General features: G+C 39.9%; 26 protein-coding genes. 18 read left to right on the forward strand and 8 right to left on the reverse strand.

What is annotated here, in order from left to right:
* Positions 1-158: 158 nt before the first annotated feature.
* Both QZ488_RS06480 and QZ488_RS06485 read left to right on the forward strand, forming a co-directional pair.
* Entirely contained in the window at positions 159-1,772 is a 1,614-nt protein-coding gene (locus QZ488_RS06480) for a cation:proton antiporter (RefSeq protein WP_293747020.1), read from the forward strand.
* Between the two features lie 173 nt (positions 1,773-1,945).
* On the forward strand, positions 1,946-2,749 hold the full coding sequence (locus QZ488_RS06485) for a caspase family protein (RefSeq protein WP_293747021.1): 804 nt from the start codon (positions 1,946-1,948) through the stop codon (positions 2,747-2,749).
* A 15-nt stretch (positions 2,750-2,764) separates the two neighbouring features.
* On the opposite strand, the gene QZ488_RS06490 is transcribed toward QZ488_RS06485, so the two are convergent.
* The gene (locus QZ488_RS06490) at positions 2,765-3,565 is read right to left on the reverse strand and encodes a hypothetical protein (RefSeq protein ID WP_293747022.1); all 801 of its coding nucleotides are present in this window, start codon (positions 3,563-3,565) and stop codon (positions 2,765-2,767) included.
* A 357-nt stretch (positions 3,566-3,922) separates the two neighbouring features.
* Here QZ488_RS06490 and QZ488_RS06495 point away from each other — a divergent pair, with 357 nt between their 5' ends.
* From QZ488_RS06495 to QZ488_RS06515, 5 genes are all read left to right on the forward strand, one after another.
* Positions 3,923-4,477: a hypothetical protein gene (locus QZ488_RS06495; protein ID WP_293747023.1), complete on the forward strand. Its 555-nt coding sequence runs from the start codon at positions 3,923-3,925 to the stop codon at positions 4,475-4,477.
* Between the two features lie 129 nt (positions 4,478-4,606).
* A complete protein-coding gene (locus QZ488_RS06500; RefSeq protein WP_293747024.1) occupies positions 4,607-4,792 on the forward strand; it encodes a DUF2970 domain-containing protein in 186 nt (61 codons plus the stop codon).
* A 529-nt stretch (positions 4,793-5,321) separates the two neighbouring features.
* Positions 5,322-5,609: a hypothetical protein gene (locus QZ488_RS06505; protein WP_293747025.1), complete on the forward strand. Its 288-nt coding sequence runs from the start codon at positions 5,322-5,324 to the stop codon at positions 5,607-5,609.
* Positions 5,610-5,651: 42 nt separating this feature from the next.
* Entirely contained in the window at positions 5,652-6,647 is a 996-nt protein-coding gene (locus tag QZ488_RS06510; RefSeq protein ID WP_293747026.1) for a methyl-accepting chemotaxis protein, read from the forward strand.
* Positions 6,628-7,155, forward strand: coding sequence for a DUF6436 domain-containing protein (locus QZ488_RS06515; protein ID WP_293747027.1), 528 nt, complete (start codon positions 6,628-6,630; stop codon positions 7,153-7,155). Before QZ488_RS06510 ends, QZ488_RS06515 begins: the two co-directional genes overlap by 20 nt.
* Positions 7,156-7,174: 19 nt before the next feature.
* On the opposite strand, the gene QZ488_RS06520 is transcribed toward QZ488_RS06515, so the two are convergent.
* Positions 7,175-7,867: a Crp/Fnr family transcriptional regulator gene (locus QZ488_RS06520; RefSeq protein ID WP_293747028.1), complete on the reverse strand. Its 693-nt coding sequence runs from the start codon at positions 7,865-7,867 to the stop codon at positions 7,175-7,177.
* An 89-nt stretch (positions 7,868-7,956) separates the two neighbouring features.
* Between QZ488_RS06520 and QZ488_RS06525 the strand changes: the two genes are divergently transcribed.
* The 8 genes from QZ488_RS06525 to QZ488_RS06560 all read left to right on the forward strand — a co-directional run bounded on the left by QZ488_RS06525 (position 7,957) and on the right by QZ488_RS06560 (position 18,547).
* The gene (locus tag QZ488_RS06525) at positions 7,957-8,712 is read left to right on the forward strand and encodes a class II aldolase/adducin family protein (RefSeq protein ID WP_293747029.1); all 756 of its coding nucleotides are present in this window, start codon (positions 7,957-7,959) and stop codon (positions 8,710-8,712) included.
* 3 nt (positions 8,713-8,715) lie between these two features.
* On the forward strand, positions 8,716-9,606 hold the full coding sequence (locus tag QZ488_RS06530) for an alpha/beta hydrolase (RefSeq protein WP_293747030.1): 891 nt from the start codon (positions 8,716-8,718) through the stop codon (positions 9,604-9,606).
* A 55-nt stretch (positions 9,607-9,661) separates the two neighbouring features.
* A complete protein-coding gene (locus tag QZ488_RS06535) occupies positions 9,662-10,114 on the forward strand; it encodes a DUF3291 domain-containing protein (protein WP_293747031.1) in 453 nt (150 codons plus the stop codon).
* 89 nt (positions 10,115-10,203) lie between these two features.
* Positions 10,204-11,331 (forward strand): 4-phosphoerythronate dehydrogenase, encoded by a 1,128-nt coding sequence (locus tag QZ488_RS06540; protein WP_293747032.1) that lies wholly within the window; start codon positions 10,204-10,206, stop codon positions 11,329-11,331.
* Positions 11,332-11,387: 56 nt separating this feature from the next.
* The gene (locus tag QZ488_RS06545; protein ID WP_293747033.1) at positions 11,388-12,404 is read left to right on the forward strand and encodes an aspartate-semialdehyde dehydrogenase; all 1,017 of its coding nucleotides are present in this window, start codon (positions 11,388-11,390) and stop codon (positions 12,402-12,404) included.
* Positions 12,405-12,798: 394 nt separating this feature from the next.
* A complete protein-coding gene (locus QZ488_RS06550; RefSeq protein WP_293747034.1) occupies positions 12,799-16,431 on the forward strand; it encodes a FimV/HubP family polar landmark protein in 3,633 nt (1,210 codons plus the stop codon).
* A 237-nt stretch (positions 16,432-16,668) separates the two neighbouring features.
* The gene (locus tag QZ488_RS06555) at positions 16,669-17,307 is read left to right on the forward strand and encodes a methylamine utilization protein (RefSeq protein WP_293747035.1); all 639 of its coding nucleotides are present in this window, start codon (positions 16,669-16,671) and stop codon (positions 17,305-17,307) included.
* A 64-nt stretch (positions 17,308-17,371) separates the two neighbouring features.
* Complete coding sequence (locus QZ488_RS06560) at positions 17,372-18,547, forward strand: hypothetical protein (protein WP_293747052.1); 1,176 nt, start codon at positions 17,372-17,374, stop codon at positions 18,545-18,547.
* A 23-nt stretch (positions 18,548-18,570) separates the two neighbouring features.
* On the opposite strand, the gene QZ488_RS06565 is transcribed toward QZ488_RS06560, so the two are convergent.
* From QZ488_RS06565 to QZ488_RS06575, 3 genes are read right to left on the reverse strand one after another with little or no spacing between them, the layout of a single operon-like run.
* A complete protein-coding gene (locus QZ488_RS06565; RefSeq protein WP_293747036.1) occupies positions 18,571-18,882 on the reverse strand; it encodes a cupin domain-containing protein in 312 nt (103 codons plus the stop codon).
* Positions 18,883-19,104, reverse strand: coding sequence for a DUF1272 domain-containing protein (locus QZ488_RS06570; RefSeq protein ID WP_293747037.1), 222 nt, complete (start codon positions 19,102-19,104; stop codon positions 18,883-18,885).
* Complete coding sequence (locus QZ488_RS06575; RefSeq protein WP_293747038.1) at positions 19,091-19,735, reverse strand: DJ-1/PfpI family protein; 645 nt, start codon at positions 19,733-19,735, stop codon at positions 19,091-19,093. The genes QZ488_RS06570 and QZ488_RS06575 overlap by 14 nt, the downstream gene beginning before the upstream one ends.
* A 163-nt stretch (positions 19,736-19,898) precedes the next feature.
* Between QZ488_RS06575 and QZ488_RS06580 the strand changes: the two genes are divergently transcribed.
* Positions 19,899-20,858, forward strand: a complete 960-nt coding sequence (locus QZ488_RS06580) for a DJ-1/PfpI family protein (RefSeq protein WP_293747039.1) — start codon at positions 19,899-19,901, stop codon at positions 20,856-20,858.
* A gap of 57 nt (positions 20,859-20,915) precedes the next feature.
* Here the strand turns inward: QZ488_RS06580 and QZ488_RS06585 are convergent, their stop codons facing one another.
* The 3 genes from QZ488_RS06585 to QZ488_RS06595 form a co-directional block, all read right to left on the reverse strand.
* A complete protein-coding gene (locus QZ488_RS06585; protein ID WP_293747040.1) occupies positions 20,916-21,638 on the reverse strand; it encodes a DUF481 domain-containing protein in 723 nt (240 codons plus the stop codon).
* Between the two features lie 99 nt (positions 21,639-21,737).
* Positions 21,738-22,526 (reverse strand): DUF481 domain-containing protein, encoded by a 789-nt coding sequence (locus tag QZ488_RS06590; protein WP_293747041.1) that lies wholly within the window; start codon positions 22,524-22,526, stop codon positions 21,738-21,740.
* A gap of 183 nt (positions 22,527-22,709) precedes the next feature.
* Positions 22,710-23,555: an HDOD domain-containing protein gene (locus QZ488_RS06595; protein ID WP_293747042.1), complete on the reverse strand. Its 846-nt coding sequence runs from the start codon at positions 23,553-23,555 to the stop codon at positions 22,710-22,712.
* Positions 23,556-23,717: 162 nt separating this feature from the next.
* Here QZ488_RS06595 and QZ488_RS06600 point away from each other — a divergent pair, with 162 nt between their 5' ends.
* Positions 23,718-25,166, forward strand: a complete 1,449-nt coding sequence (locus tag QZ488_RS06600; protein WP_293747043.1) for a wax ester/triacylglycerol synthase family O-acyltransferase — start codon at positions 23,718-23,720, stop codon at positions 25,164-25,166.
* Between the two features lie 24 nt (positions 25,167-25,190).
* The gene (locus QZ488_RS06605) at positions 25,191-25,991 is read left to right on the forward strand and encodes a hypothetical protein (protein WP_293747044.1); all 801 of its coding nucleotides are present in this window, start codon (positions 25,191-25,193) and stop codon (positions 25,989-25,991) included.
* Positions 25,992-26,002 lie beyond the last annotated feature (11 nt).

Here is a 26,002-nt window from a genome sequence, read left to right on the forward strand (position 1 = left end):
ATTGTCTTTTGATTTACCCTTGCATTTATGTTCGCCAAATCTCACAGATAATTGGACATAATCCCAAGCAATGCTTATTCTATAAATGTAGGACACATTAAAAAAACAAACCTTTTTGTTATAACTTTGTTAATCACGCTAAGGCTAGTACGCTAATTATGGACTCTATTCTCCTTATTATTTTTATCTCTCTGGCGATTGCCAGCGTGCTTAACTTGGTGTTAAAAAAATTCTCCATTTCGCACATTATTGGTTACATCATTACCGGCACCATCATAAGTAATATCTTCGATTTTAATGGCAGTGAAAACCTAAGCTCTTTGGACCTAATTGGTGAATTTGGCATTGTATTTTTAATGTTTACCATAGGTTTGGAAATGTCTTTTGCCAAGCTTAAGAAAATGCGTGAAGTGGTGTTTATTAACGGTACATTGCAAGTGGTGATCAGTGCTTTAGTGATTTATCCGGTTGCTCATTATATTTTTGCTCTCGACTCCACTTCTTCTATTGTTATTGCGCTGTCTTTTAGTTTGTCGTCTACCGCTATCGTATTGACTTACCTGAAAAAGTCTAAAGATATTGTTACTCCTTATGGTGAAAAATCAGTGGCCATCTTAATCTTTCAAGATTTGGCGGTGATCCCCATTTTGTTATTGATAAGTTTTTTAGCCAATAACGAGCTGTCTATTCAAGAAGTGCTGCTAAAAACCTTGTTGTCAGCTGCTGCAATTCTCATTTTTATGTTTACGTTAGGTAAAAAGTTGATTGAGTGGTTATTACATTTTTCGACTCATGCCAAACTCGAGGAGTTATTTTTAGGCTCGGTGTTAACCATAGTAATAGGCGCATCATTATTGGCTCATGAGATCGGTTTTACTTATTCTTTAGGTGCTTTTGTTGCAGGTATGATTATTGCCGAAACGCACTATCATGTGAAAGTTGAATCTGATATTGCGTCATACAAAGATATTTTACTTGGTGCCTTTTTCTTTTCTATTGGTACCAAGATAGATATCCATTATTTTTACCAAGAGTTCTTTTTAGTGTTAGGCGTATTGTTGCTAGCAATGTTAGTTAAGGCAGTGATCATTTTTGCTTTGATTAGGCGTAAAAACAACAAGAGTGATGCTATCAAGTCAGCCATTGCCTTGTGTCAAATAGGTGAGTTTTCGTTTGCGATATTTTCTTTAGCCACTAGCCAGCACATCATTGCCGCACAGTTAGGAAGTTTTCTGATTTTGGTGACGGTGTTATCCATGATAGTCACGCCCTTTATGGTGAATAATATCTATAAATTGGCCTCTTATTTTGTGGTGGAGTTTTTTGAGTCAGACAAAATTGCGCTCATTGTCGCGAACAACCACATTATTCTTTGTGGGTTTACCATAGTAGGGCGCATTGTTGCTACTGAGCTGAGTAAACAAGGCAAAAATTTTGTGATTATCTCGGACAATTTATCCCATGTATTACTTGCTCGCGATCGCGGTTATATGGCGTATTTTGGTCACTTGGAAAAACTACCAGTATTGGAATCGCTGAGGGTTGAGCAGTCATCAAGTATTATTATCACCATGAACACATTGTTAACCCAAAAAATCATCTGCCAAGCGGTATTGGATTATTATCCCCAAGCCAAACTTATCGTAAAGGTGAATAGCCGCGCCGAACAATCTGCTTTGTCGGGACTGAATATTCAGTCTTTTGTTCACGCCCGTCATGAGGCGGCTTTATTGCTGGTCAAAAAATGCGTGGAATCAACAACTTCAACTTAAAGTGCCGCGAATACAATAGCGCGCTTTTTCTGGGGAGTGTGGTCAACTGGTCAAAGAACCCGAAACAAATTAAACAAGTGCATATATGGCTAGATTCCCTTTGAGTAATTTAATCCTGTTTATCTAGCGCGAAAATTGTATTATTTTGGCAGAAGACAGTAAAAAGGCTTGGCATGTTCAGAACACTATCTAGATTTACCCTGCTATTTTTTGCTTGGAGTTTTTCGGCATTCGCATATGAAGATAACGTTGCTCGATTTGCTTTAGTGATAGGTAATCAAAATTATCAGCAAGCGCCATTAAAAAATCCTATCAATGACGCAGAATCGATTTCAACTAGCCTGTCTGAGTTAGGTTTTGCGGTGACTACTGTTTTAGACAGTTCCTCGACCGATCTTAAACAAGCAATCAGCGCGTTTTATGGGAATATTCAACAAACAAATTCGCCGCAATCTTTAGCGGTGTTTTATTATGCAGGGCATGCGATTCAGATTGAACACCATAATTATTTGGTGCCTTTAGACATCCAATTTGGTGAGAATGAAAATTTTGACAAGGTGTTGTTCGATCTTAATTTACTGTTTGCGCAAATGTCTCAACTCAACAATGTACAAAACATTATTATTTTAGATGCCTGTCGGAATAATCCTTTTGCTGTGGCTGATACTGCGGGTAGCCGTGCAATATCGGTGGGGTTAGCACCTTTGAAAGCGCCTTCAAGTACCTTGATTGCATATGCTACCGAACCGGGTGGTGTGGCATCAGATGGTAGGGCTAAAAATGGTATATACACTAAACACTTATTAAGACATATCGACAAAAAAATCACGGTTGAAGAAGTGTTTAAAAAAGTCAGAAAAGGGGTCGCCAGAGAAACTCGTAATAAACAAATCCCTTGGGAACATTCATCCTTGTTGCGCGAGGTGTTTATCAACCCTCCGCGCAACAAAAATGTGCCTGACCTGATTGCTTTTTAACGGCATACAGCCAATTTAGAACACGTAGGCTAGCCCTACATGTAAGGTTGTAAAATTTTCGTCAATATCTTTGAAACGAGTCCCTTCGAATTTAATATCTTGTTGATAGTCATTTAGTTTTAGACGGGTCTGAAACAGTAAGTTGCTTGATAAGGGCATGGTCCAAGCCACGCCATAACTTAGCCCGGTAATGTCACCCTCGACCCTGCCAGTGAGATCATCGAATTCTAACTCTTCTTCGTCTTCACCTTCTTCTTCGTCATCATCAGTATTGGCAGCAAAGTTGTTGGTGGCGTTTAAATAGGCATAGGCTAGCGAGATACTTAATCGTCCCGCGCTTTCAAATTGCCAACTATAACTGCCACCAATAAACGGGCCTTTTTGCGAATAGCTTTCATTTACATATTCCACTTCATCTTCGTCTTCAATGTCTCGTTCGACAAAGCGCATCTTAGTTTTACCTGATTTGTAACCCGCAAAGAACGCCCATTGTTTAGTGGCTTGGTAGGCTAAGGTTAAGTCGATGTCGCTTCTTGATGCTTTACCAATGTCTTCTTCTTCAGAAATGGTGGCGTCTTCTAGGGTAAAACCACCATTTAGTGAAAGTTGCCAGCGATCTTGCGTGGCGACTAATGCCAGATTGGTGCTGGGGAAACTGATGTCGTGGTCTAATTTTTCTGGAAAAGAAAAGGTGCTAAAGCCAAAAGACAAACCTGTGACAAAGCGAATATCCTCAAAGCTATTTTCAGCGTTTACCTTACTCATTGGCAGAAGCAAACCCGCGATAATCAGGCTGCAGTAGGTAATACGGGGCATTTTTATTCATCCTTTTAATAAAATATACTGGAATCTTTGCTACAGAAATTTTGATTTTAGCAGATATGCCAACAGGCAAAATTTCAATAATAGAGCGGGTATGTGCGCAAAAATGTTCTAATATAAATATTCTATAAAACAACATGTTAGAGAATCATAGATGATGCTTAAAAATTGCACAAGGATTGCCTTGTTGGGCGTTATGTTTAGTTTAGTTGTTGCTTGTAATGCTACGCCAGATAGCGAGGAGCCGGAACAATGTCGCACTCAGAACGAGGAGGCTTGTAATGAATCAGCTGAAGATCGAGGGTACAATCCCTGTCTTGTGAATAACAAATTGCCGGTATGTAAAGGTAAGTGACTGAACAAGAAGTTAAACTACAACTAGCGGAAATAATCGGCACCTGGGTGGCGGCTATCGCTGTGGTTGTGGGTGGCATTTTTGGTATGTTTCAGTTTCTTGAACATAAGTCAGCGTTGCGAGTTGATCGTACCATGGCTTTTGTCGAACGTTATCATGCGAATAACTTGTTAGTAGAAGCCCGCTTAAAAGTCACCGATGTGATCAGTCGTCGGGTAGAAGACATCAACGAAGTGTTGAAAGATCCAAATGTTCAACCTGACAAACTGGCGAGTTTGTACAATGCGCAAGTGGTTCAAATTGTAAAAGAGGAATCCTTATCCAGTGCTTTAGAGCAGCTATTTACTTTTTATGAACAGATATTAATGTGTCGTAAAATGGAGCTATGTGAAGCCGAAGTCGCCGAGAATTTTTTTGATACTGACGGGCAGGCTTATTTGCTTACCTTCTACCCTTATATTTGCCATATACGCAGTGAATGGCATAACCCTAAGCAGTACGAAAAAATTGTGACTTATTATCTGGGTGAAAGTACCGAGATATGTAACTAAAGTCAGTAGGCACATGGTTAGTTTGTTTTTGTTGTTTTTGTTGTTTTTGTTGTCCATCTTGTAGGAAATGAAGAGACTTAACACATATGAATGTGACCAATATCTAGCATAAATAGGAACTAAATTTAAATGGCAAAAACCAATTTATGGCATGTATTTAAAAGCGTAGCCGCCAGTGTGTTGGGTGTGCAAAGTGATGCTAATTACAAAAGTGATTTTGAACAATCGTCTTTTGTACCTTACGCCATAGTAGGGGTGTTGTTTGTGCTGGGGTTGATTGGTTTGTTAGTACTAATTGTGAATCTTGTGCTGTAAGGCTAGGGTTGTTAAACCTGACTTACTTTTTTAGGGGCGAGTGCCCCTTATCTAAAATACACAATCCTCACTTTGTAGAAACCCAACCTAAAATATAATGCATTTCAGCCTGTAAATACCTAGCTGAATTGACTAACTCAAATATGACAGCGCTTAAAAACACTAATCAGTAATACACTATAATTAGAGTGACCTTTCTAGGTTTTTTAAAAGTAATAGTTATCTTGCGTTGTAAAAGTTGAATTGGATGACCAATATTGCTGACTATCACTAATCAGACTAGTGGTTTATTGATTTACCTGCTTTACTCAACGTTATGATCAAGTGGTCGATACCTAATTAGTGACGATGTTAACGGTTTAAACCTCAATAGGGATCTAGAATTAATGAATGCAACCAATAGATTATTCACCTATCTTTTCAGTGCTTTGTTTTTAGAAAGTTTAGTACTCGCATTTTTTATGAAACATTTACCTCTGCGTTAATCATTGGCCTTCCTGCACTGTTAGTTCCTTTGTATTTTAATAGGATGGCACCAGAAGCAACCATGACAAAACATGTGTCTGCATTAGCAACCATGATTTTTGCTGCCTTGCATATTCATCAAACGAATGGATTAATTGAAGTCCATTTTGAAATTTTTATTCTGCTGGCATTTTTAATAATTTATAAAGATTGGCGAGTATTTATTACTGCTATTTTAGTTGTAGCGGTTCACCATATATCATTTTATTTTTTGCAAGTGAACGATGTCGGCGTATATATTTTCGACCAAGATAGATTAGCTTTTACAACTGTGATAATCCATGCGGTTTAAGCTATAGCAGAAGCCTGCATTGCTGGTTATATGGCAAAAGTGATGGCAGAAGAAAGTAAAGCCGGAGAAGAGTTAGCCTTTGTCGCCAGTGAATTAATGGCTGACGAAAGTGCAATTGACCTGAGTGTAAAAACTAATGCCGGAAGCAACATTACCTTAATATCATTTAACGAATTGTTGGAGTTGCTGTTTAAGGTTATTAGCAATGTTAAAGAACAAGTAATTGAATTAAATGCTAACGCAGATAATTTAGTCAAAACCAAAGAGGACTTAGAAAAATCTTCTTTGCAACGTCAGTTAGAAACTGACGTGATTGCAACATCTGCCGAAGAGATGGCAGTGACAGTTGCCTCAATTTCTGAAGAAACCAGTAATTTGAGTACTCAAATGCAAGAGGCAAATGATTACACTAAAGCGGCAAGTGAAGTGATTGTTAAAATTAACGCTCAAAATGAAAGCCTCACGGCGGCCTTAGAAAATACCAATGTGCAAGTTGTTGAGTTAGCTAACTCAACAGAGGCTATTTCAAACGTGTTATCTGAAATCACCAGTATTGCAGAGCAAACAAACTTATTGGCGCTTAACGCGGCGATTGAAGCGGCAAGAGCTGGAGAGCAAGGAAGAGGTTTTGCAGTGGTGGCCGATGAGGTACGAGCATTAGCAACACGTACCAAAGACAGTACTAATAAAATTGGTGGAACACTTTCACTACTGCAGGGCTATTCTGAATCAACGACTGAATCTATGACTGAGAGTATTCAAATTGTTCAATCAGTGATTGAAAGTGCAGATAAAGCACAGCAACAAATTGTGCAAGCATCTGGTTTAGTTGAAGACGCCAGTTCAATATCAATCAGTGTGGCAGCAGCAGTTGAGCAGCAAGCTGTGACAACAGACGGTATAGCCAAAAGTGCAGAAACACTTAGAGGTACAGTACAAACAGACAGGGAAAAAGTCGATTTGTTAGGCTCTGAAGCCACAAAAGCCAGTCAAATATCCGGTGACATGGAGCAAAGTATTGCCCGCTTTAAGTCGTAAATTAAAAAAGCGGCACCTTACTATTGTAGGCGTTTGGATTATTTTTACGGTGCTGGCATTCGCTTATTTTTCAACAGCGAGGTTAGTCAATTTTGATGTTGATAACAAATTGCTGGAGGTTGACCACCTTCAGCTTGGACGTTATTTGAAAAACTATCAGTCCTCCCAAGAAAATGGCTTAGCGAATAGTGTGATTCATTTTTCTAAGCCAAATTGTACTTGTAAAAAATTTAGTCAGGATCATATCCAAGATATTAATAAAATGGCTGAAGACAACCAATTCAGTGTGACCAATGTGGTGCTTGAACAGCATGCTATTATCCCTGCTACCCCTTCAGTTGCTATTTTAGATGCCTTTGGAGAAGTGATTTATTTTGGTCCTTATGGTCAAGGTTTAGGTTGCTCGCAAACGTCTGGTTTTGCGCAAACTATGCTTAATAACTTTGTAAAAGGCTTTTCAGCTAACATTATTATTAGGGAAGCAAAAGGTTGTTATTGCTCTGTGTGATAATCTGCAATTAAGCCTTTTATATTTTACCCAACTCATCAAGTATCGACCTGTCTAGTACGATTATTTTTCCGTAACGTAAAGCAATAACTTTATCTGTTTGTAAGCTTTGTAGTATTTTGTTCACTGTTTGCCGAGAGCTATGGATCAGCTGAGCAAGTGAGTCTTGAGATATCGCCAATTCATTGGTTGTTGCGCCCTGATGTTGTTCTTCTAAACCTTGTTGCATCAAACTTAACCTTTTACACAATTGGCCTTTTAAGGATAGACAGCCAGTTTCATCTATTAAGCTAAAGGTTGCTCTTACTCGCTGACATAACAGGCGCATAATGTGAATTTGCCACTGGTTATGTTCAACCAGTAATAGATCAAAAGCGGATTTTGGACACATCAGTAAGGTGGTGGAACCCTCGGCATGGGCGTCGTGTGTGCGAGGTAGTCCATCTATTAAGGATATTTCACCAAACCAATTTCCAGTCTGGATCCAAGTGAGTACTAGCTCCCTGCCTTCCAGAGTAAAGTTACTGGCGCGAATTCGACCTGTAAGCACACAATAAAAGCCATCGGCTAGGGCATTTTTTTGATGCAACATTTGTTTGTCATTCAGATGTTTTATTTTACTTCGTTGTTGTAATTGTTTGGCCAAATCTTCTGGCAAAGAAGCAAACCATGGGTTTTGTTTGAGTATGTTATGTATTTCACTGGCGAGCATAAAAATATTCCAATTGTCATCTAGGCGACAGTTTGTATTCTGCGCAGTAGATTAAGGTAGTGCAACTTAAATTTAGCCGAGAATGTGATATGACCTCTTCAGTAAAACAACAAGTAAGTGAACAAGAATGGCAAACCCGAGTGGATCTAGCCGCCAGTTATCGAGCAGTGGCCATGTTTGGCTGGGATGATTTAGTGTTTACCCATATATCTGCACGGGTACCGGGACCGGAACATCATTTTTTAATTAATCCATACGGATTGATGTTTGAAGAAGTGACGGCTTCGAGTTTAGTTAAGATTGATCTTCAGGGTAATAAGGTGATGGACTCAGAATATGAGATCAATCCTGCTGGTTTTACTATTCATAGTGCTGTGCATGAAGCACGTGATGATGCTAAATGTGTTATGCATTTACATACTGCAGCAGGTATTGCGGTGTCGGCCACTAAAGAAGGTTTGTTGCCTCTTAGTCAGCAATCGTTGTTTGCCTTGTCGTCTTTGTCTTACCACGACTATGAAGGTGTAGCACTGAACCCTGATGAGAAAACACGCCTTGTGGCTGATTTAGGCGAAACCAATTTTATGATTTTGCGTAATCATGGCTTGTTAACCTGTGCGGGCTCTATTGCTGATGCATTTTTAGCTATGTATTTATTAGAATGTTCGTGCCAAATTCAGCTTAAAGCACAGGCTAGTGGTCAAGAATTGATCCCTATCCCATCACAAATTTTAGCCGGTATTCAGGCCCAAGCGAAACAAGTAACACGTTCTGCAGGTGGAAGCTTGGCATGGCCGGGCATATTGCGTAAATTAGACCGCATCAATCCTGGATATGACTTATAAAGTTTGAATCAACTTAGTTTCGAAAATTACCAAAAACATGCAGATTATAGCCAATTGTGCGGTCACCGTATCGCACATTGGCAGTCTTTAGGTTTTCAACAACAAATAGACAAACCCACAATAGTATTTATTCACGGCTTTCCAAGTGCTGCTTGGGATTGGCATTACCAGTGGAAACACTTAGCTGGGGAATACCGATTACTGAGTTTAGATTTATTAGGTTTTGGTTTATCCGATAAACCGACAGATCACCAATATAGTTTGCTCGAGCAAGCCGATATTGTGCAGGCGTTACTCAACAGCCAAGGTGTTAAGCAATATCATATCTTGGCCCACGACTATGGTGACTCGGTTGCCCAAGAGTTGTTAAGCCGACAGGATGATAGTCCGAATGACGTAAAAATTTTGTCTGTTTGTTTTCTAAACGGTGGTTTATTTGCTTCCCATCACAGACCATTATTTACCCAGAAATTATTAAAAAGTTGGCTCGGCGGTTTGGTCAGTCACTTTATGAATAAGTCGAGTTTATCCAAAGGGTTTAATAAAATATTTGCCAAGCATAGTCCGCCCAGTGCGCTTGAAATAGATACCCTGTGGCAATTAATCGAGCATAACAATGGCAAAAAAGTGTTGCCTAAGTTGTTAAGCTACATTGATGAACGCAGTCAACATGGACAACGTTGGGTTGAAAGTATGATCAGTACCTCTGTTCCCCTGTATTTTATCAACGGTATTCACGACCCGATTTCAGGGCAACATATGCTCGACCATTATATTGATATTATTCCCAAGTCAAAAACAACCGCGCTTGATGTGGGGCATTACCCACAGTTAGAGGCACCCAAAGAGGTTTTGGCTTTGTATCAGACTTTTTTGAATGAAGTTATAGGTTGAATTTTCTACACTGAGCCTTATTACTATTGTCTTACTTCGAACATAAAGAACCAATATGTATCAATTAGCCCAAGTTAATATCGGTATCGCCAAAGGCGAAATGGATAGTGAGGTCATGAAGGTGTTTGCTGATAATCTTGAACCCATCAATGCCATTGCTGAAGCATCAGTTGGTTTTGTATGGCGTTTAAAGGACGACGGTGGCAACGCAACCGATATTGTTTTTTCAGACAATCCTAATGAATTAGTGAATATGTCGGTTTGGGAGTCGGTAGATGACTTAAAACACTTTATGTTTAAAACTCATCATATTGATTTTCTAAAGCGTAAAAAAGAATGGTTCGAAACACCGTCACAAGCAACTTATGTACTGTGGTGGATCCCCGCCGGACATCTTCCTAGCATTGAAGAAGCCAAACAAAAATTGACGTTAATTAGAAAATACGGAGAAACAGCCGAGGCGTTTAGTTTTAAAAAGGTGTTTGCTTCTCCAAGCGACTGCTCTTAATTAACTAATATATTAGCACCAGTTGTTTTCATAAAACATGTCAGGGCATGGCATAATATCCGCCTCACAACATTTGTTATTTCTTATCTATGAAAATCTATTACGAAGACAGTATGCCTTATGCCGCTGAGTTCTTTTCTGAACTGGGAGAGTGTCAGGTATTTTCTCATAAAACTGTTGATTCTAGCATGTTGTCCGATGCGGATGTTTTATTGGTGCGTTCTACCACAAAAGTAAACGCTAACTTACTTGACGGTAATTCCTGTCTCAAATTTGTGGCGACTGCCACTGCAGGTACCGATCATATAGACCAAGAGTATTTAGCAAAACGCGGGATTCCTTTTGTTTCAGCTGGTGGCTGTAATGCAGTCGCTGTAGCTGAATATGTGTTGAGTGCTATGGTCGTAACAGCCAATAAGCAAAACTGGAATTTAGCCGACAAAACAGTGGGCATTGTTGGGGCAGGGCATGTGGGCACCGCACTATCGAGAGTATTAACGGTGCTCGGCATTAAACACAAGTTGTGTGATCCACCTTTGACCGATGCAGGCGACCCCCGAGCTTTTGTGACTATGAACGAAATTATGCAATGTGATGTGATTACTTTGCATGTGCCCTGGGTTAAAGCAGGCAAATATCAAACACAAGGTATGTTTGATAAACAAAGATTAAGCCAATTGTCTGAACAGCAATTATTAATCAACGCCTGTCGAGGTGAAGTGATTGATAACCAGGCCGCACTAGAATTGTTTGAGCAGGGTAAAAAGCTGAATCTGGTGTTGGATGTATGGGATAACGAACCTGATATTAAATTGGAACTGATCCCGCATATCGCGCTTGCTACAGCACACATAGCCGGCCACACCATTGAAGGTAAAGCCAGAGGTACCGAAATGTTGTATTTGGCTTTGTGTGAGTTGTTAGGAAAACAAGCAGATAAAAAACTCAGTGATTATTTACCTGAATCCACTATTGGGCCTTTGCTAGTCAAAGAGGATCAAGACTTGTTACAGGCTGCAAGTCAGTTGACACTTGAAGTGTATGATATTTCGCAAGATGATCAAGCCTTTAAAAAACAAGCACAAGGTCCAGAGCAGTTTAGATATATCCGAAAACACTATCCTATAAGAAGAGAGTTTTCTGCAATTGCCGTAAATACTGGAAATTTTGTTGATTCAAAGGCAATCTACGCTCTTGGATTTTTGCCGACTAAATAGTCTAGGCGAAATTCAAATCAACCCATTTTTTTTAAATTTTTAGGAGTAATAAAACCATGTCTCGGGCCTTTGATGTCGCCGTGTTGGGCGCTACTGGATTAGTAGGACAACACATGATCGAAATTCTTGAACAGAGAGATTTTCCGATCAACAAACTTTATCCATTAGCCAGCGCACGTTCTGCAGGTGGAAAGGTGACCTTTAAGGGAAAAGAGATTACCGTTTTAAATGCTGATGAATTTGATTGGAGTCAGGTGCAACTTGGTTTCTTTTCTGCTGGTGGCAGCGTATCTGAAAAATTTGCGCCAATCGCCGCTGAAGCAGGGTGCGTGGTGATCGACAATACGTCTCACTATCGTTACGACGCTGACATCCCTTTGGTTGTGCCAGAAGTAAATCCTCAGGCATTAGCTGAGTTTCGTAATCGAAATATTATTGCCAACCCAAATTGTTCAACTATCCAAATGATGGTGGCCTTAAAGCCTATCCATGATGCTGTTGGTATTGAGCGTATTAACGTGTGTACCTATCAGTCTGTGTCTGGGGGTGGTAAAGCCGCTATCGATGAATTAGCTCATCAAACTGCCGCGTTGTTAAGTGGCAAAGAAGTGAAAACCGAAGCCTTTAGTCGACAGATCGCTTTTAACGTTATCCCGCAAATTGATGTCTTTATGGACAATGATTACACCAAAGAAGAAATGAAAATGGTCTGGGAAACGAAAAAAATCATGGGCGATAACAACATTTTAGTGAATGCAACGGCTGTTCGTGTACCGGTATTTTATGGTCATGGTGAAGCTATTCACATAGAAACACTTGCCCCCATTGATGCTGAAGACGTTAAAGATTTACTCGCCAATGCGCCAGGTGTGGTATTACATAGAGAAAGAGAAGATTTCCCTACTCAAGTAAGCAGTGCCAGTGGTAACGATGATACTCATGTGGGTCGAGTCAGAAACGATATTTCTCATCCTAATGGGATTAACATGTGGGTTGTTTCAGACAATGTACGTAAAGGTGCTGCAACCAACAGTGTGCAGATTGCTGAAGTACTGATTAGAGATTATATGTAGATATAAATCTGTCGAGAGCCACGGGCATGTGTGGCTCTCATTAATTCCCTTCTATTGCCGATAATATTACAAGTATTTTAATAAACTAACCTTGTCTTGGAATTCAAGTTATTTATATTGGCATACAAGCCAGTGATTCTAGATCAATCTGATCATCTGGTTTATAGTTGTGTAAATATTTAGCGGTTATTCTCAAACTTGGAATACGAATTGCTAAACCATATAAATCTATGCACCAATAAGTCAATAAAATGACAACTGTAGCAATGACTTAGCAAGCCATTTATAGCGATAGATAATTACTTTTTTAAACTAGATTATTCCAGAATAACACCGCAGCGTACGGCCATCTTTATTGTGATGAAAGTTGAATTTTTGGGGAAAAAGGAAACATATGAATTTGCGAAAGTTAGCAATACAGCTTTTTATCATGCTGAATTTCGTTACTGCTGTTCATGCTCAACAAGTTCAGCTGAAAGGCCCTAAAAACTCTAGGCCACGAGTTTCCCAACCCGCTCCGCAACCAGCACCACAGCAAGCATCTCAACCTGCATCTCAATCCGTATCTCAAATAGCGTCGGAAAGCGTTTACGGGCCAATTGTATCTTCTGATACGTTATGGCAAATAGCCAAACGATATAGACAAAATAACTCACAGTCTATTTACCAAGTGATGCAAGCTATCTTTGAGCTTAACCCTGAAGCATTTGATCAACAAAACCTCAATTTGTTAAAAGATGGCTCAATGTTAACATTGCCATCAGAGCGCTATATCGCCAGTGTTAATACACAACAGGCGCGAGAGAAGGCCGAAAACGATTCACAAAATTTTCAATCTAGTGACGCTACTTCTAATACAAAGAACCAACAAACGGCTGCTGCAAACACCGAAGCACTTAATCAAACTAAAGAGTTTATTGAGCAAAAATTAGGTGCTATTGACGAGGCACAAAATCGCCAGTTTATGGCAATTCGGAAGCAATTTGCCGAATCTATCAACAGTGTACAAAGCATATTAGATGAGAATAAAAAATTATCTGAGCGACTAGCTAAAGTTAATACCGATATTGATGAAATGCGCGTTCAGGAAGAACAAAAATCCCTGCAAATGAATCAAATGGGTGAAAGCATTGAAGAGCTATTAGAAAAGTCGCGTCAGGATGACGCTGAAAAAGCAGCTCAAATGGTTCAAGAAGAAAAGTCTTGGCTAGATAACCCTTTGACACTGATATTGGTGTTCACATTACCTGTTTTATTAATACTTGCCGCTTTTGCCTATTGGATGATTAAACGCAAGGCACCAGCGTTAGTCAAACCAGAAGAGGATGATATTGACGACCTTTCTTTGGATCCTCTGGCAGCCGAAATGGATGATTTATCCGATTCTCTAAGTGCTGAATTGTCGGAAGACGCTTTAGATGAAACAGATGAAACAGATGAATTAGATGATGATAATTTGTTTGGGGATGATGATTTACTCGATGATGTGTTATCTGAAGAGCTTGAAGAATCATTAGATGATGCGCTGGAAGATAGCATAGAAGAACCTCTTGTTGATGACGCTGAAATATTTGATGAGCTAGGTGACGATGTACTTGACGATGACGAATTTGAAGAAGGGTCTGAGGTTGTTGAGCAAGATGACTTAGATAGTTTATTCGAAGAAGATGACGACTTGTTAGCTGAAGTTAATGAAGACGTAACCGACGACTTGTTGGCTGAAGTTAATGAAGATGTTGCTGACGATCTGTTAGCTGAAGTACAAGGTAGTGATGAAGACTCTGACCTAGATGACATGTTGATTGAGGAAGACGAGCAACAAGTCGACTCTACAGTCGATGAGATGGAATATGAGGAAGACGAATCACTTCTGGCTCCTGTTGAAGATGAAGATGAAAAAACCATTGAGTCAGTGGTAGACGACGAAGAACCACCAGAAATTAGTATTGATGACCTACTTGATGAATCAACAGATGAAGTGTTCGAAAACTCTCTGACAGATGATTCAGAGGGCATTAACGAAGAAGTACTGCAAAACTTAGATAAAGAAATCGCTTCTCAAAATGAAGAATTAGATAGGGTTACAGGTAGTCTAATTGATGAATTAGAACAAGTCGAACAAATGCGTTCTATGCTTCCAGATGATGATGAAGAAGAACTATCCGACGGCGCTGATCCTCAGCTGGATATTCAAAAACTCGATGATTTAGCAGAAGAAATAGATGAAGATTTGTTGGCCGATGAAAGCGCTGACGATTTGGTCGATGAAAGTGCTGACGATGACATCGAGATTGATATATCTGAAGTCCTACAAGGGGCTGAGCAGGCAATTGAAATAGAAGATTCAGAAGATTCAGAAGAGTCGAAGTCTGAGGTTGAAGCTGAAGAGTTAGTAGAGTCAGAGCCAGAAATTGAAGCTGAAGCGTCAGTAGAGCTAGAGCCAGAAATTGAAGCTGAAGCGTCAGTAGAGCTAGAGCCAGAAATTGAAGCTGAAGAATTAATTGAGTCAAAGCAGGAAGTTGAATCTGAAGAGTTAGTTGAGCCAGAGCCTGAAGTTGCAGATGAAGCGTCAGTGGAATCAGAGCCTGCTGTTGAAGCTGAAGCGTCAGTAGAATCTGAGCCTGCTGTTGAAGCTGAAGCGTCAGTAGAATCAGAGCCTGAAGTTGCAGCTGAAGCGTCAGTGGAGCCAGTGCCTGAAGTTGCAGCTGAAGAGTTAGTTGAGCCAGAGCCTGAAGTTGCAGCTGAAGCGTCAGTGGAACCAGAGCCTGCTGTTGAAGCTGAAGTGTTAGTTGAGCCTGAGCCTGAAGTTGCAGCTGAAGCGTCAGTGGAACCAGAGCCTGAAGTTGCAGCTGAAGCCTTAGTTGAGCCTGAGCCTCAAGTTGCAGCTGAAGCGTCAGTGGAACCAGAGCCTGAAGTTGCAGCTGAAGAGTTAGTTGAGCCTGAGCCTGAAGTTGCAGCTGAAACGTCAGTGGAACCAGAGCCTGAAGTTGCAGCTGAAGAGTTAGTTGAGCCAGAGCCAGAGCCGGAAGTTGAAGCTGAGGAATTAGCTGAGCCAGAGCTTAAAGCAGAAGCGTTGGTAGAACCTGAAGTTGAAGAAGATGAGTTGGCTGATCTAGAGCGGGCAATTGAAGATGAAGACTTGCTTGAGCCAGAATTCGAAGCGCCAGCCAGTAGCATTGATTCGATATTAGACGAAGATCAGTTAGAAAAAGCCCTAGAAGATTTTGAAAAAGAAGAGTTGGATGAGGTATTAGAAGATCTCACATCAAATGAAACTGCCTCTATTAGTTCACTGGATGATCTAGAATTTTCTGCAGATGACTTTGTGACTAAAGAACAAAAAATTGAGCCTGTAGCATCAGCGGTGCCAACCTTAGATGATATCGAGTCGATTGACGATTTTGATGATAGTGAACTAGAAAATGCATTTGATGAAACGGTCGAAGAGTCATCACCTAGTAATAATGACGAATTAGACGATTTACCAGGATTGGGGGATTGGTTAGACGAAGATGATGTCAAACCTAGCACCCAACAAGCTGGGAGCAATCAGGATAATGACGTCATAGAAGAGCTTGAAGAGTCAAGCTTTGATGAAATTCTTGAATCTATCGATTTAGACGATGACATATCAACTACAGAAGATGATGATACTGGGTTTGATATTGCCGCTTTACTGGATGAAACAGCACAAAGTGAAAGTGTCAATTTTAGTGAGCAAGAGACAGAAGATTTTCTGGATGTTGAAGCCTTGTTGAATGAAAGTGTTGATGCCGAGTCTGATGATGAAATAGACAAAGCGTTAGATTTAGACATTCCTTTAGAGCCTTTTGTCAGTGAGCAGGATGGTTTAGAGATGATCGATGTTGACGCTGATGACGGTTTAGGGGCTAAGTTAGATTTGGCACATGCCTATATTGAAATTGGTGAAGACGAATCTGCAAAAGAATTATTAAGTGAAATAATTGAAAATGGCACACCAGAGCAAGTTAGCCAAGCTAAAGGGATTTTAGGTACCTTAGATTAGTAAGGTTTTTTGGATTTAAAGGGACCACTGCATTAGTTATTGATTGGATTAAGCGTTTCATGAATTTTTGGGCTTTCTCGCCTTAGTGTATGTGGATGTTATTCAACTGCGCATAAAATTTTATTTATATTCAAGATGTATGAATGATTTAGTTAATTTCTCCTGTCTACTCTCCTTGGGTATGAATTATTGTATGCTTGTCTTTGCTGGCAGATACGTTAACTAATGTGAGTGTTCATGAATAGATTTTTGATTGTTTTTTTATTGGTTAGTCATGTTGTTCAATCTAAAGAAATATCAGTCAGCCTTTTGACGAAATCTGATCAAGAGCTCGCCAATGTTGTTGTGTACTTTACGCCTAAACAGAAACAGGGTTTAGCGCAAACCCACGAAATGGCTATTATGGATCAGGTGGATACACAATTTTCACCGCATATTTTGGCGATACAAAAAGACACTCAGGTTCGTTTTCCCAATTCAGATTCAATCAAACACCACGTGTATTCTTTTTCACCAGCTAAAACCTTTGAATTACAATTATATAAAGAGCTTCAGGCAGATCCTTTACTCTTTTCAAACCTTGGTTCGGTTGAGCTAGGCTGTAACATTCATGATTGGATGTTAGGTTATATTTTTGTTGTTGATACTCCGTATTTTGGCAAAACTGATATCAAGGGAAATCTGACCCTAGATTTACCTGATGGCGAGTATCAACTAGATGTTTGGCATCCTAGGATCAAGGATAAATTGAGTTCTTTATCCAGACAACTTACATTGCCGAGGGAATCTGAAATAAAAATTAACCTTAAATCAGCACTTTTGCCTGACGTAAATCAATATGAAAATGTATCGGATGAATTTTCTGATTATGAATAAAGATTTGAAATGGAAAATGGAGTCTTACGGGAAGGTTTTACAAGTATTTTTTCTGAACCTGTGTATGTTAAGCGTTAATTGTATCGCTGCTGAAGTTAAAGGGGTTGTGCAACTTAACTATGTTAAGGCGGATGAACAACCCTCTTGGTTTGATAAGGACACAGGCATTCTCGCCTACTCCAAAGATAGTGCAAACGTACAACAAGCTTTGGTTGAGCTGTCAGATAATTTTGCCAGTGGTCTGAGTTACGTTGTTGTAGCTAATTATTACCAGTTGGGCGAGCAAAACCTTGGTATATCCCAAGCCCAGATCAGTTACAAACCATTAAGTAATAGTAAATTTAGGTGGCGCGCAAGAGCTGGCTTTTTCTATCCTAAATTATCTTTGGAGAATGTTGATACTGGATGGCTGTCACCTTTCACCTACACTCAATCAGCAGTGAATAGTTGGGTCGGGGAGGAGCTGCGTACCGCAGGATTGGAATTGACCTTATTTAGTCCTGGTCGTGCTCGCAATAGTCCTATCTCCTGGGAATTCCATGCTTCACTGTTCAAAGCAAATGACCCTTTGGGGACACTTATAAGTTGGCGTGGTTTTGCATTGCATGACAGACAAAGTTTAAATAATGACCGTGTACCTTTTGCACCCTATCCCAGTGTTATTCAAACAGACCGTATTTTTCATCCAGATTATGTTGAGCCTTTTCATGAGTTGGATGGGAACATTGGTTTTTATCTGGGTACACACATTGAATATTATAAACAGTCCACTTTGCGCTATTACTATTACGACAATCAAGCCGATCCATTAGCGGTCAGTCAGGAAAGATTATACGCTTGGCGAACTAAATTTCATTCCCTTGCTGTACAACATAAATTTAATGGCAATACACGTATACTGGGGCAATGGCTAACAGGCAGTTCTGTCATGGGCGACCGCTTTGTTTTTATTGATTTTGATGCTTGGTATGTGATGCTGAGTCACAAACACAAAGACCATAGAATTAGCCTGCGTTTTGATAAGTTTAAAGTCGCGGAAGATGATATTTTTCCATGGGACCCGAATAATAGCGATGGCCAAGGTTATACATTGGCTTGGCGGTATGATTTAGATAAGAATTGGCAAATTGGTGTTGAGCAGCATATCAATAAAAATGCTGCTGATATCAGAGCAACCTTAGGTCAAAAAGTCGAAATCAATCAACAGCAAAGCCTCGCAGTACTGCAATACCGTTGGTAAAGAATATATAACCTGAGTACAGGTTATATGCTGCCCTGCTGTTCAATCACTAATACTCTCGCTTCACCAATAGGAGCAGCATAGTGTTTGGTGCCAGTGGACGCATAAAAGATGTCGCCTATTTCAAGTGGTTTTGAAAACTGTTTACCATGTTGCTCGTAGTACATGACAACTTTACCATCCAATACCACAAATACTTCTTTACCCTCATTAATATGCCAATAATATGGCGTGTCGATCCAATGCAGGCGGGTTGAAACTCCTTGCATGCGGGCAATCGTTATTGCCTGCCATGAATTTTCAGCTGTAAAATCTTTGGCGCTAATAAACTGCATTTAGTTAGTAACCCTTTTAGTTGATGGTGGATATTTGTCTAAGAGTTCTTTAGGGCGAATGGGCCTTTTCTCCAAGTTACCGCGGCAATTTGGACAAATATGTGTATGTGAATTGACGGCGCAATTTTCACAGAAAGTACATTCAAATGTACAGATATAGGCTGCTGAATCGGCAGCTAAGTCGAGGTTACAACTTTCACAGTTGGGTCTAAGTTGCAGCATGCTGTTTTTCCTTAGTTGGGCAATGGAATCCTGTATTGGTCCACTGGAATTCCATTTGTTTAGCCGTAGATAATGCCAGTTGTTGGCTGTAAAATTTGCTGAGCAAATGTAAGCTCATGTCGATGCCGGCAGAAATTCCACCAGAGGTGATAACGTGTTGGTTATCTACCCAACGAACATTCTCAATTATCGGAATATCAGGAAATGATTGTTTAAAATCCTCGATATCACTCCAATGGGTTGTGGCTTGATAATTGTTTAGGATGCCGGCTTGGGCCAATAAAAAAGCACCGGTACAAACAGAGGCGATAATAGGAACCTTATTCGCTTGTTCTTTTAGCCATTGAATGATTTGGGCTTTATGCATTTCTTCGGTGTGCACACCTCCGGCTACTATAAGCAAATCAAGTTTTGGGTGAGTTCCAATACAATATGTTGGTGTGATACAAAATCCACCTCTTGCCTGAATAGCCAGTTCAGTCTCGCCAATCAAAAATACATTCATTCGTAGTTTTTTTTTGTTTAAGCGATTAGCGGTAGAAAACACTTCAAAAGGACCAGAAAAGTCCAACACTTCAGCGTTTTTATAGATGTATATGCCAATATTTAGCTGTTCAATTTTATCTGCCATTAGATTTATCCCAAGGTGATTAACGTATGTTGATAATTATATAAGCGACTATTTTAGGCTTATGAAGTCCCGTTTCTTGATATGTTTTGTTGTTAATCGAATGAGAAAAATACTAATGGATAAACTGTTTGACAGAAATGACATAAAAGCATAGTTTTATGCCATGTTTGCAACTCGGCGTATCCTATTTGTAATATTTGATCAGTTTGAATTACTGGATCTCTCTGGGCCGTCTTCGGTCTTTACGGCTGCAAAAACATTAGTAGAACAACCAATTTATTCAATATGTACTCTTTCTTCTGGTGGTGGACTTATCGGATCGCGCAGCGGTATTGAGGTCAATAGCCAAGCTATTGAAGGATTCAATGTACGTTCTTCAGACACTATATTGATTGTAGGAGGGGAAAAAAAAGCAATCAGTCAGGTCTCTGAAAAGTCTAATTTAAGTGCTTGGTTGGCGCTAAATTCGCAAAAAGCTGAACGTTTAGGTTCAATTTGTTCTGGTGCGTTAGTGCTTGCAGCAAACGACTTGTTGCATGGTAGAAAGGCCACAACACACTGGGCTGATCTTGAGCAGTTGAGTAGTGATTACCCTAGGGTAAATGTAGAACAAGACGCATTGTATTGTATTGATGACAATATATGGACATCTGCTGGTGTTACAACGGGTATCGACATGGCACTGGCTATGGTAGGCAAGGATCATGATCAGAAAGTGATGCACAAAGTGGCTAGTTGGTTAGTCGTTTATGCTCAGCGGCTGGGACACCAATCGCAGTTTAGTGAATTGTTGGCAGCACAAAATCAGCATATGTTTTCAGATATTGTTGTTTGGCTAGATAGAAACCTGCATAAACCTATTAAAGTAAGAGATATGGCTGAACAATCAGCAATGACTGAACGTACATTTTATCGAAAATTTACTGATGAAGTAGGTTGTACACCTTCGAAGTTTTTAGAAAATAGGCGTTTGTTTAGAGCGAAACATTTATTAGAAACGGGCAGTGTGGTTAAGTCGGTTAGTGTTAACGTAGGTTATAAGTCGATATTGGGTTTTTGTAGTGCGTTTGAAGCTAAGTACGGTTTATCACCAGCATTATATAAACGTATACATTGTAAATGACGGAAAATTTTCTAGCAGACCGGATGGCCTGCTAGAAAATATTAAGACATATAGGTTTTAGAAGAAGCTATAAACTAAAGTCACAGCTGTTTGTGTATCTAGATTGTCGATACCGTCAGCCACATCCGAGTTATGATCTAGGATAAGTGAGACTTTAAGAGATAAACCTCCGCTTATTTGCGCAGACACAGAAGTCTCTGATTTAGACTTAGTATTGTCGCTGCCGACCTCAGTACTAACTAGCTGTTTGAAGTTGGCGGTATCAGAAATTTTCCATTGGTAATCCAACGCAGCCCTAACAATGAACCCATTTTGTTCAACACCTTCGTTAGTTTCAGCAAATGAATAACCAGGACCGATGCTGTAATTAAATTTACTTGTATCGTCTTCCCACAACTTATGTGACCAACCAGTAGCTAAAGTTGCTTGGTAGTCGTAACTGCTAAACTTGTCGTCTTCATATGAAGCAAAACCAAATAAACGATGATCAGGATTTTCTAACTTGTAGTTACCTTGACCTGATAAGAAATATTTTTGTGCGGTTGTTTGTTCCACACCACTGATTTCGTCTTTTTTGTACAATGCTTCAACAGTGAAGTCATTGCTCCACTGAGTCAGTTCCTGATGGGCTGATAACTTAGCTTTAATCGAGGTTGTTTCAGTATTACCTGTTGTTGCAATGTAACCAAATTCGCCGTCCATTGAGAAAGGTTTTACTTCGTCTGCTGCTAATACATTCCCTGCGGCACAGAGCCCAAGTAAAAATAAAGATTTGTTCATTCGTATATCCTTTGTGTGTAAATAAAACTCAGTAGCCATGCACTTAATAGTCTGACAGAAACTTAACTATAATCGTATTCTACGTTAGTCGAACTTTGTTTAAAAAAACTGATAAACCAAGGTTACTGCGGCTTCAGTGTCCAGTTCTTCAGTATCGGGCCCAACGCTGGTATCGAGATTCATGACCAAACTTAACTTCATAGCCAAAGCCCCAGTCAACTTTGTAGACAGTGAGGTTTCAGATTTGGTTTTGGTAAATTCTTGGTCTGCTTCAGTGCTCAAAAATTGTCGAAAAGTCGCACTTTTAGAAAATTTTCGTTTGTATTCCATTGCAGCTCTTACAATAAGACCTCTGCTATCTTCTTCATTATTATCATCTTCAAGTTCTGATATGGCGTAGCCGGGACCCACACTGTATTTAAATTCACTTTGTTTATCGTGCCACAACCTTGACGTCCATCCGGTTGCAAATGCAGCTTGGTAACGAAAACCACTGAAGCGATTATTTTCATATTCACCGTAGATAAAAAGTCGGTCATCGGGTTCTGCCAGTTTGTGATCGAGTTGCCCAGATAAGAATAGTTTTTGTGCTGATGCGGTATTACTTCTTTCACCCTCAACTTCTTGTTGGCTTTGTTTGTAAAGAGCATTACCTCTGATTTGATAACTCCAAGAGGTTAACTCTTGACTGGTATTTATCTTAGCTGTGATTGTTGAGGTATTGGTATTTCCACTTGCCACCAAAAAGCCAAATTCGCCAATCATGGATAATTCATCATCATCATCATAAGTAGGTCTATCTGCTAGATAAAGAGAGTGCATGATGCCTTGCTTAGCAAAAGCACTACTTGCCGTTAGTAAAACAAAAAGGAGGAGAAAGCACTTCATGATCTTAAAAACACTACTAATCTAAAAATTTAGCGGAATATTATATCTATAATTATTAGACTTGTGGATAGATAAAGCACAAAACATGCAACAAATACGGGTTTTTCAAGGTGTTTTTCCCTCCCATCCCCAAATGACCAATTCAGTATGACAGGGCACTTTGCGGTAGGAGAGGTGGAATGATTAGCCAAATGAGGGGTTCATAACACTCAATACGCCATCCGCTTCCATTGATGCAAATTTAACCGCATCTTTCAAATCTTCTTGATCGAGCTTCAAATATTTTAAAACTAGAGGAGTGACTAACTGACTAGCTGAATACAAATTATCATGGGTCATCGCAACAGCAGCTCTTACAGCGGTATAAATTATCGCGATATCTTTACTTTTTAATGCTTTATTTTCATCATGCAGTTCCATCACTGGAAGGTATAACTGGCTAGGTAAATGCCAAAATTCCATTAATTTTGCGCTGCAACTTGCGTAGTCAAAACCAAGAACTTGCTTCTGTAATTTCCATGGCGAGGTTTTTTCGTCATATTTACAACATTCAATTGCCAAATTTGGGGCTTGAACGGCCACTAACAACTCACCTAAATTATGTAACAATCCTAATAAGAAAAAACGTTCGCTACCTCTTATTCTGACCATTTTAGCTAGATGTTTTGCTACCAACGCAGCATAAATACTCTGTAACCAAAACCTTTTTAAATCAATTACATCACTGCTGAAGTGTTCAAATGCCGAGCTCGCAGTTTCTGCCATGACTAGATTATATAAGGCTTCGCCACCAATAATATTGATGGCTTTAGCTAAAGAATCGATTTGAGACTCAAAACGGAATAAGGGACTGTTTGCTAACTTAAGTAGTTTAGAAGATAAAGAGGGATCGAGGGAAATGAACCGACTAATATCCTCTAAGTCTGATTGGCCATCATCTAACATTGCGCGGATACGCACACAAATGTCCGGTAAGGCAAAAGATTGACTGGCGACTCTAGCAATATCTACTGGGTAAATTGATGACATAGTTTATGTTTTTGGAAATTATGTTGACCTAGTATAAACACTCATGATTTGAAAAAGGAGTTTCTTTTTATTTACATTCAGCTGTCTAGCTAAAATAGGTTGATTTTTATTTAGAAAAAGATAGGGTGTTTTAACAAGTTATTTACAATATGAATGGTTCCTATGGAAGAGCTTTCTGGATTAGATGCTTCTTTTTTATATCTTGAAACACCGAAGATGCCTATGCATATAGGCGGAGTCGCCATCTTAGAAGGTGCGCTTAAATTTGAAGACTTTCGTCAGTATGTAAGTGAGCGGGTGCATACCGTAGAAAAACTTACGCAAAAATTGGTCACAGTGCCTCTTAGTTTAGATAGACCATACTGGGTCGAAGATCCTGATTTTGATATCAATATGCACATGCACCGAACTGCTTTGCCGCGACCAGGTGGCTGGAAAGAACTACGTTATTTGGCATCTAGGTTGTTTTCTCAACAGCTAAACCGAGAACGGCCTTTATGGGAGTTTATCTTCGTTGAAGGCATAGACAGCATCCCCCAAGTGCCAAAAGGCTCAGTTGCCTTAATTAGTAAGGTTCATCACTCAGGTTTTGATGGCAAGTCTGGCGCCGATTTGATGACGATGCTGTTTGACGTATCACCTACACCAAAACCTCCCAAACCAGCTGTTATTAAGCAGAGGCAAGAAATTCCTGGTCCGGTTGGATTGATGGCCAAAAGTGCCTATAACTTTATTTCGCGGCCGACTAAACTTCCAGGATTATTGTGGGATACAGGTAAAGCTACATTAAAAGCCGGTTACATGACCCGAGCACAAGGCATTAAAATGCCTACAATGCCGTTTAACGCGCCCAAAACAAGGTTTAACGATACGGTAGAAATGGAGCGGACCTGGGACTCTGCAATATTGGATATCCATCGCGTTAAGGCCCTTAGAAAAGTAGTAGATGGGGCTACCCTAAATGATGTGATTTTAGCCATATGTGCTGGTGCACTTAGGCATTATCTATTGGAAAAGGGTGAGTTACCTGATAAGCCCCTTGTTGCCATGGTGCCAGTATCAACTCGCACAGCAGAAGAAAAAAATGCCATGGGTAACCAAGTGTCTGCAATGTATGTGCAGTTGGCTACCGATGTTGAAGATCCAATAAAACGCCTTGAGAAGATTCAAATTAATACTATGGTAGGAAAGCTTTATCAAGATGCCATAGATGCAAAAAGTTTGATGGGATACGCCGAATTAATTCCATTTGGTTTAGCGGGTGTGGCAGCGAGGTTTTACTCCAGAGCCGCAATAGCCAAACACCATAGTCCTCTTTTTAATGTGGTTATAACTAATGTACCCGGCCCACAAATACCCATTTATCTAGCTGGTCATAAGCTGATTGTTAATATGGGAACAGCGCCTATTTTTGATGGCATGGGGTTGATCATGCCTATTTGTAGTTATAACGGCACCCTATCTATTAGCCCAACAAGTTCAGCAAATTTAATGCCCGATTTACATATGTTTACCCGTTACATTCGCGAAAGTGCTAATGAGTTGGAGCTGGCGGTGCAGGAAAAACTAACCAATCAAGCGGCCCTTAATGCGCTTATGCAAGACGAATAAGTTACTCCATTTATAGGATTTGTTATGAAACATGTATTACCTACTATACCAAGGCCCTCGTTATTTCATATGTTCAGCGAAGGAAGATCATTAATTGAACTCAGTGTTTTTGGTGCGGCGTTGCCCTTTTTAAGAAAAGCTCCTTCTGGGGACGGTCACCCAGTAATGGTGCTGCCAGGATTCTTAGCCAGTGATTTATCGACTAAACCAATAAGGTCATTCTTAAAAGGTAAAGGTTATAAAACCTATGGCTGGGAATTGGGACGTAATTTAGGTACGCATATAGTCGGTGGTGAACAAGTATTAAGTGACAAATTGATTAATCGAGTGATTGAATTGTCTGTTATCCATAATGCTAAGGTGAGTTTAGTTGGATGGAGTTTAGGTGGTATTTTGGCTAGAGAGCTGGCCCGCATTATTCCAGATTGTGTGCGCCAAGTGATTACACTTGGCAGCCCTTTCAATGGACCTCATGGTTCAACTCCCGCAGCTGAAGGATTGTTTGAATTTATCAATGGTAATTTAGCGCAATCTAATCCAGAGGTGTTGCAGCAAATGTATACACCGCCCCCGGTCCCCAATTCTGCATTGTATTCAAAAAGTGATGGTGTCGCGCATTGGCAAGCTTGTATCAATCACCGAATCGAAGATCATCATCAAGCGGAGAACATTCAGGTAAGAGGCAGTCATACTGGTTTAGGGCATAATCCTCAGGTCGTTTGGGTGGTAGCGAATAGATTGGCTCAAGAAGAGTCTAACTGGCAGCCATATAACAATGATGAGCTTGAAAAATCTCAGTTTTCAGGCAAGCTAAAGTTCGTTTAATATTCTACGAG

Origin of the sequence: uncultured Paraglaciecola sp., assembly GCF_913020055.1 — a bacterium.
Classification (GTDB): domain Bacteria; phylum Pseudomonadota; class Gammaproteobacteria; order Enterobacterales; family Alteromonadaceae; genus Paraglaciecola.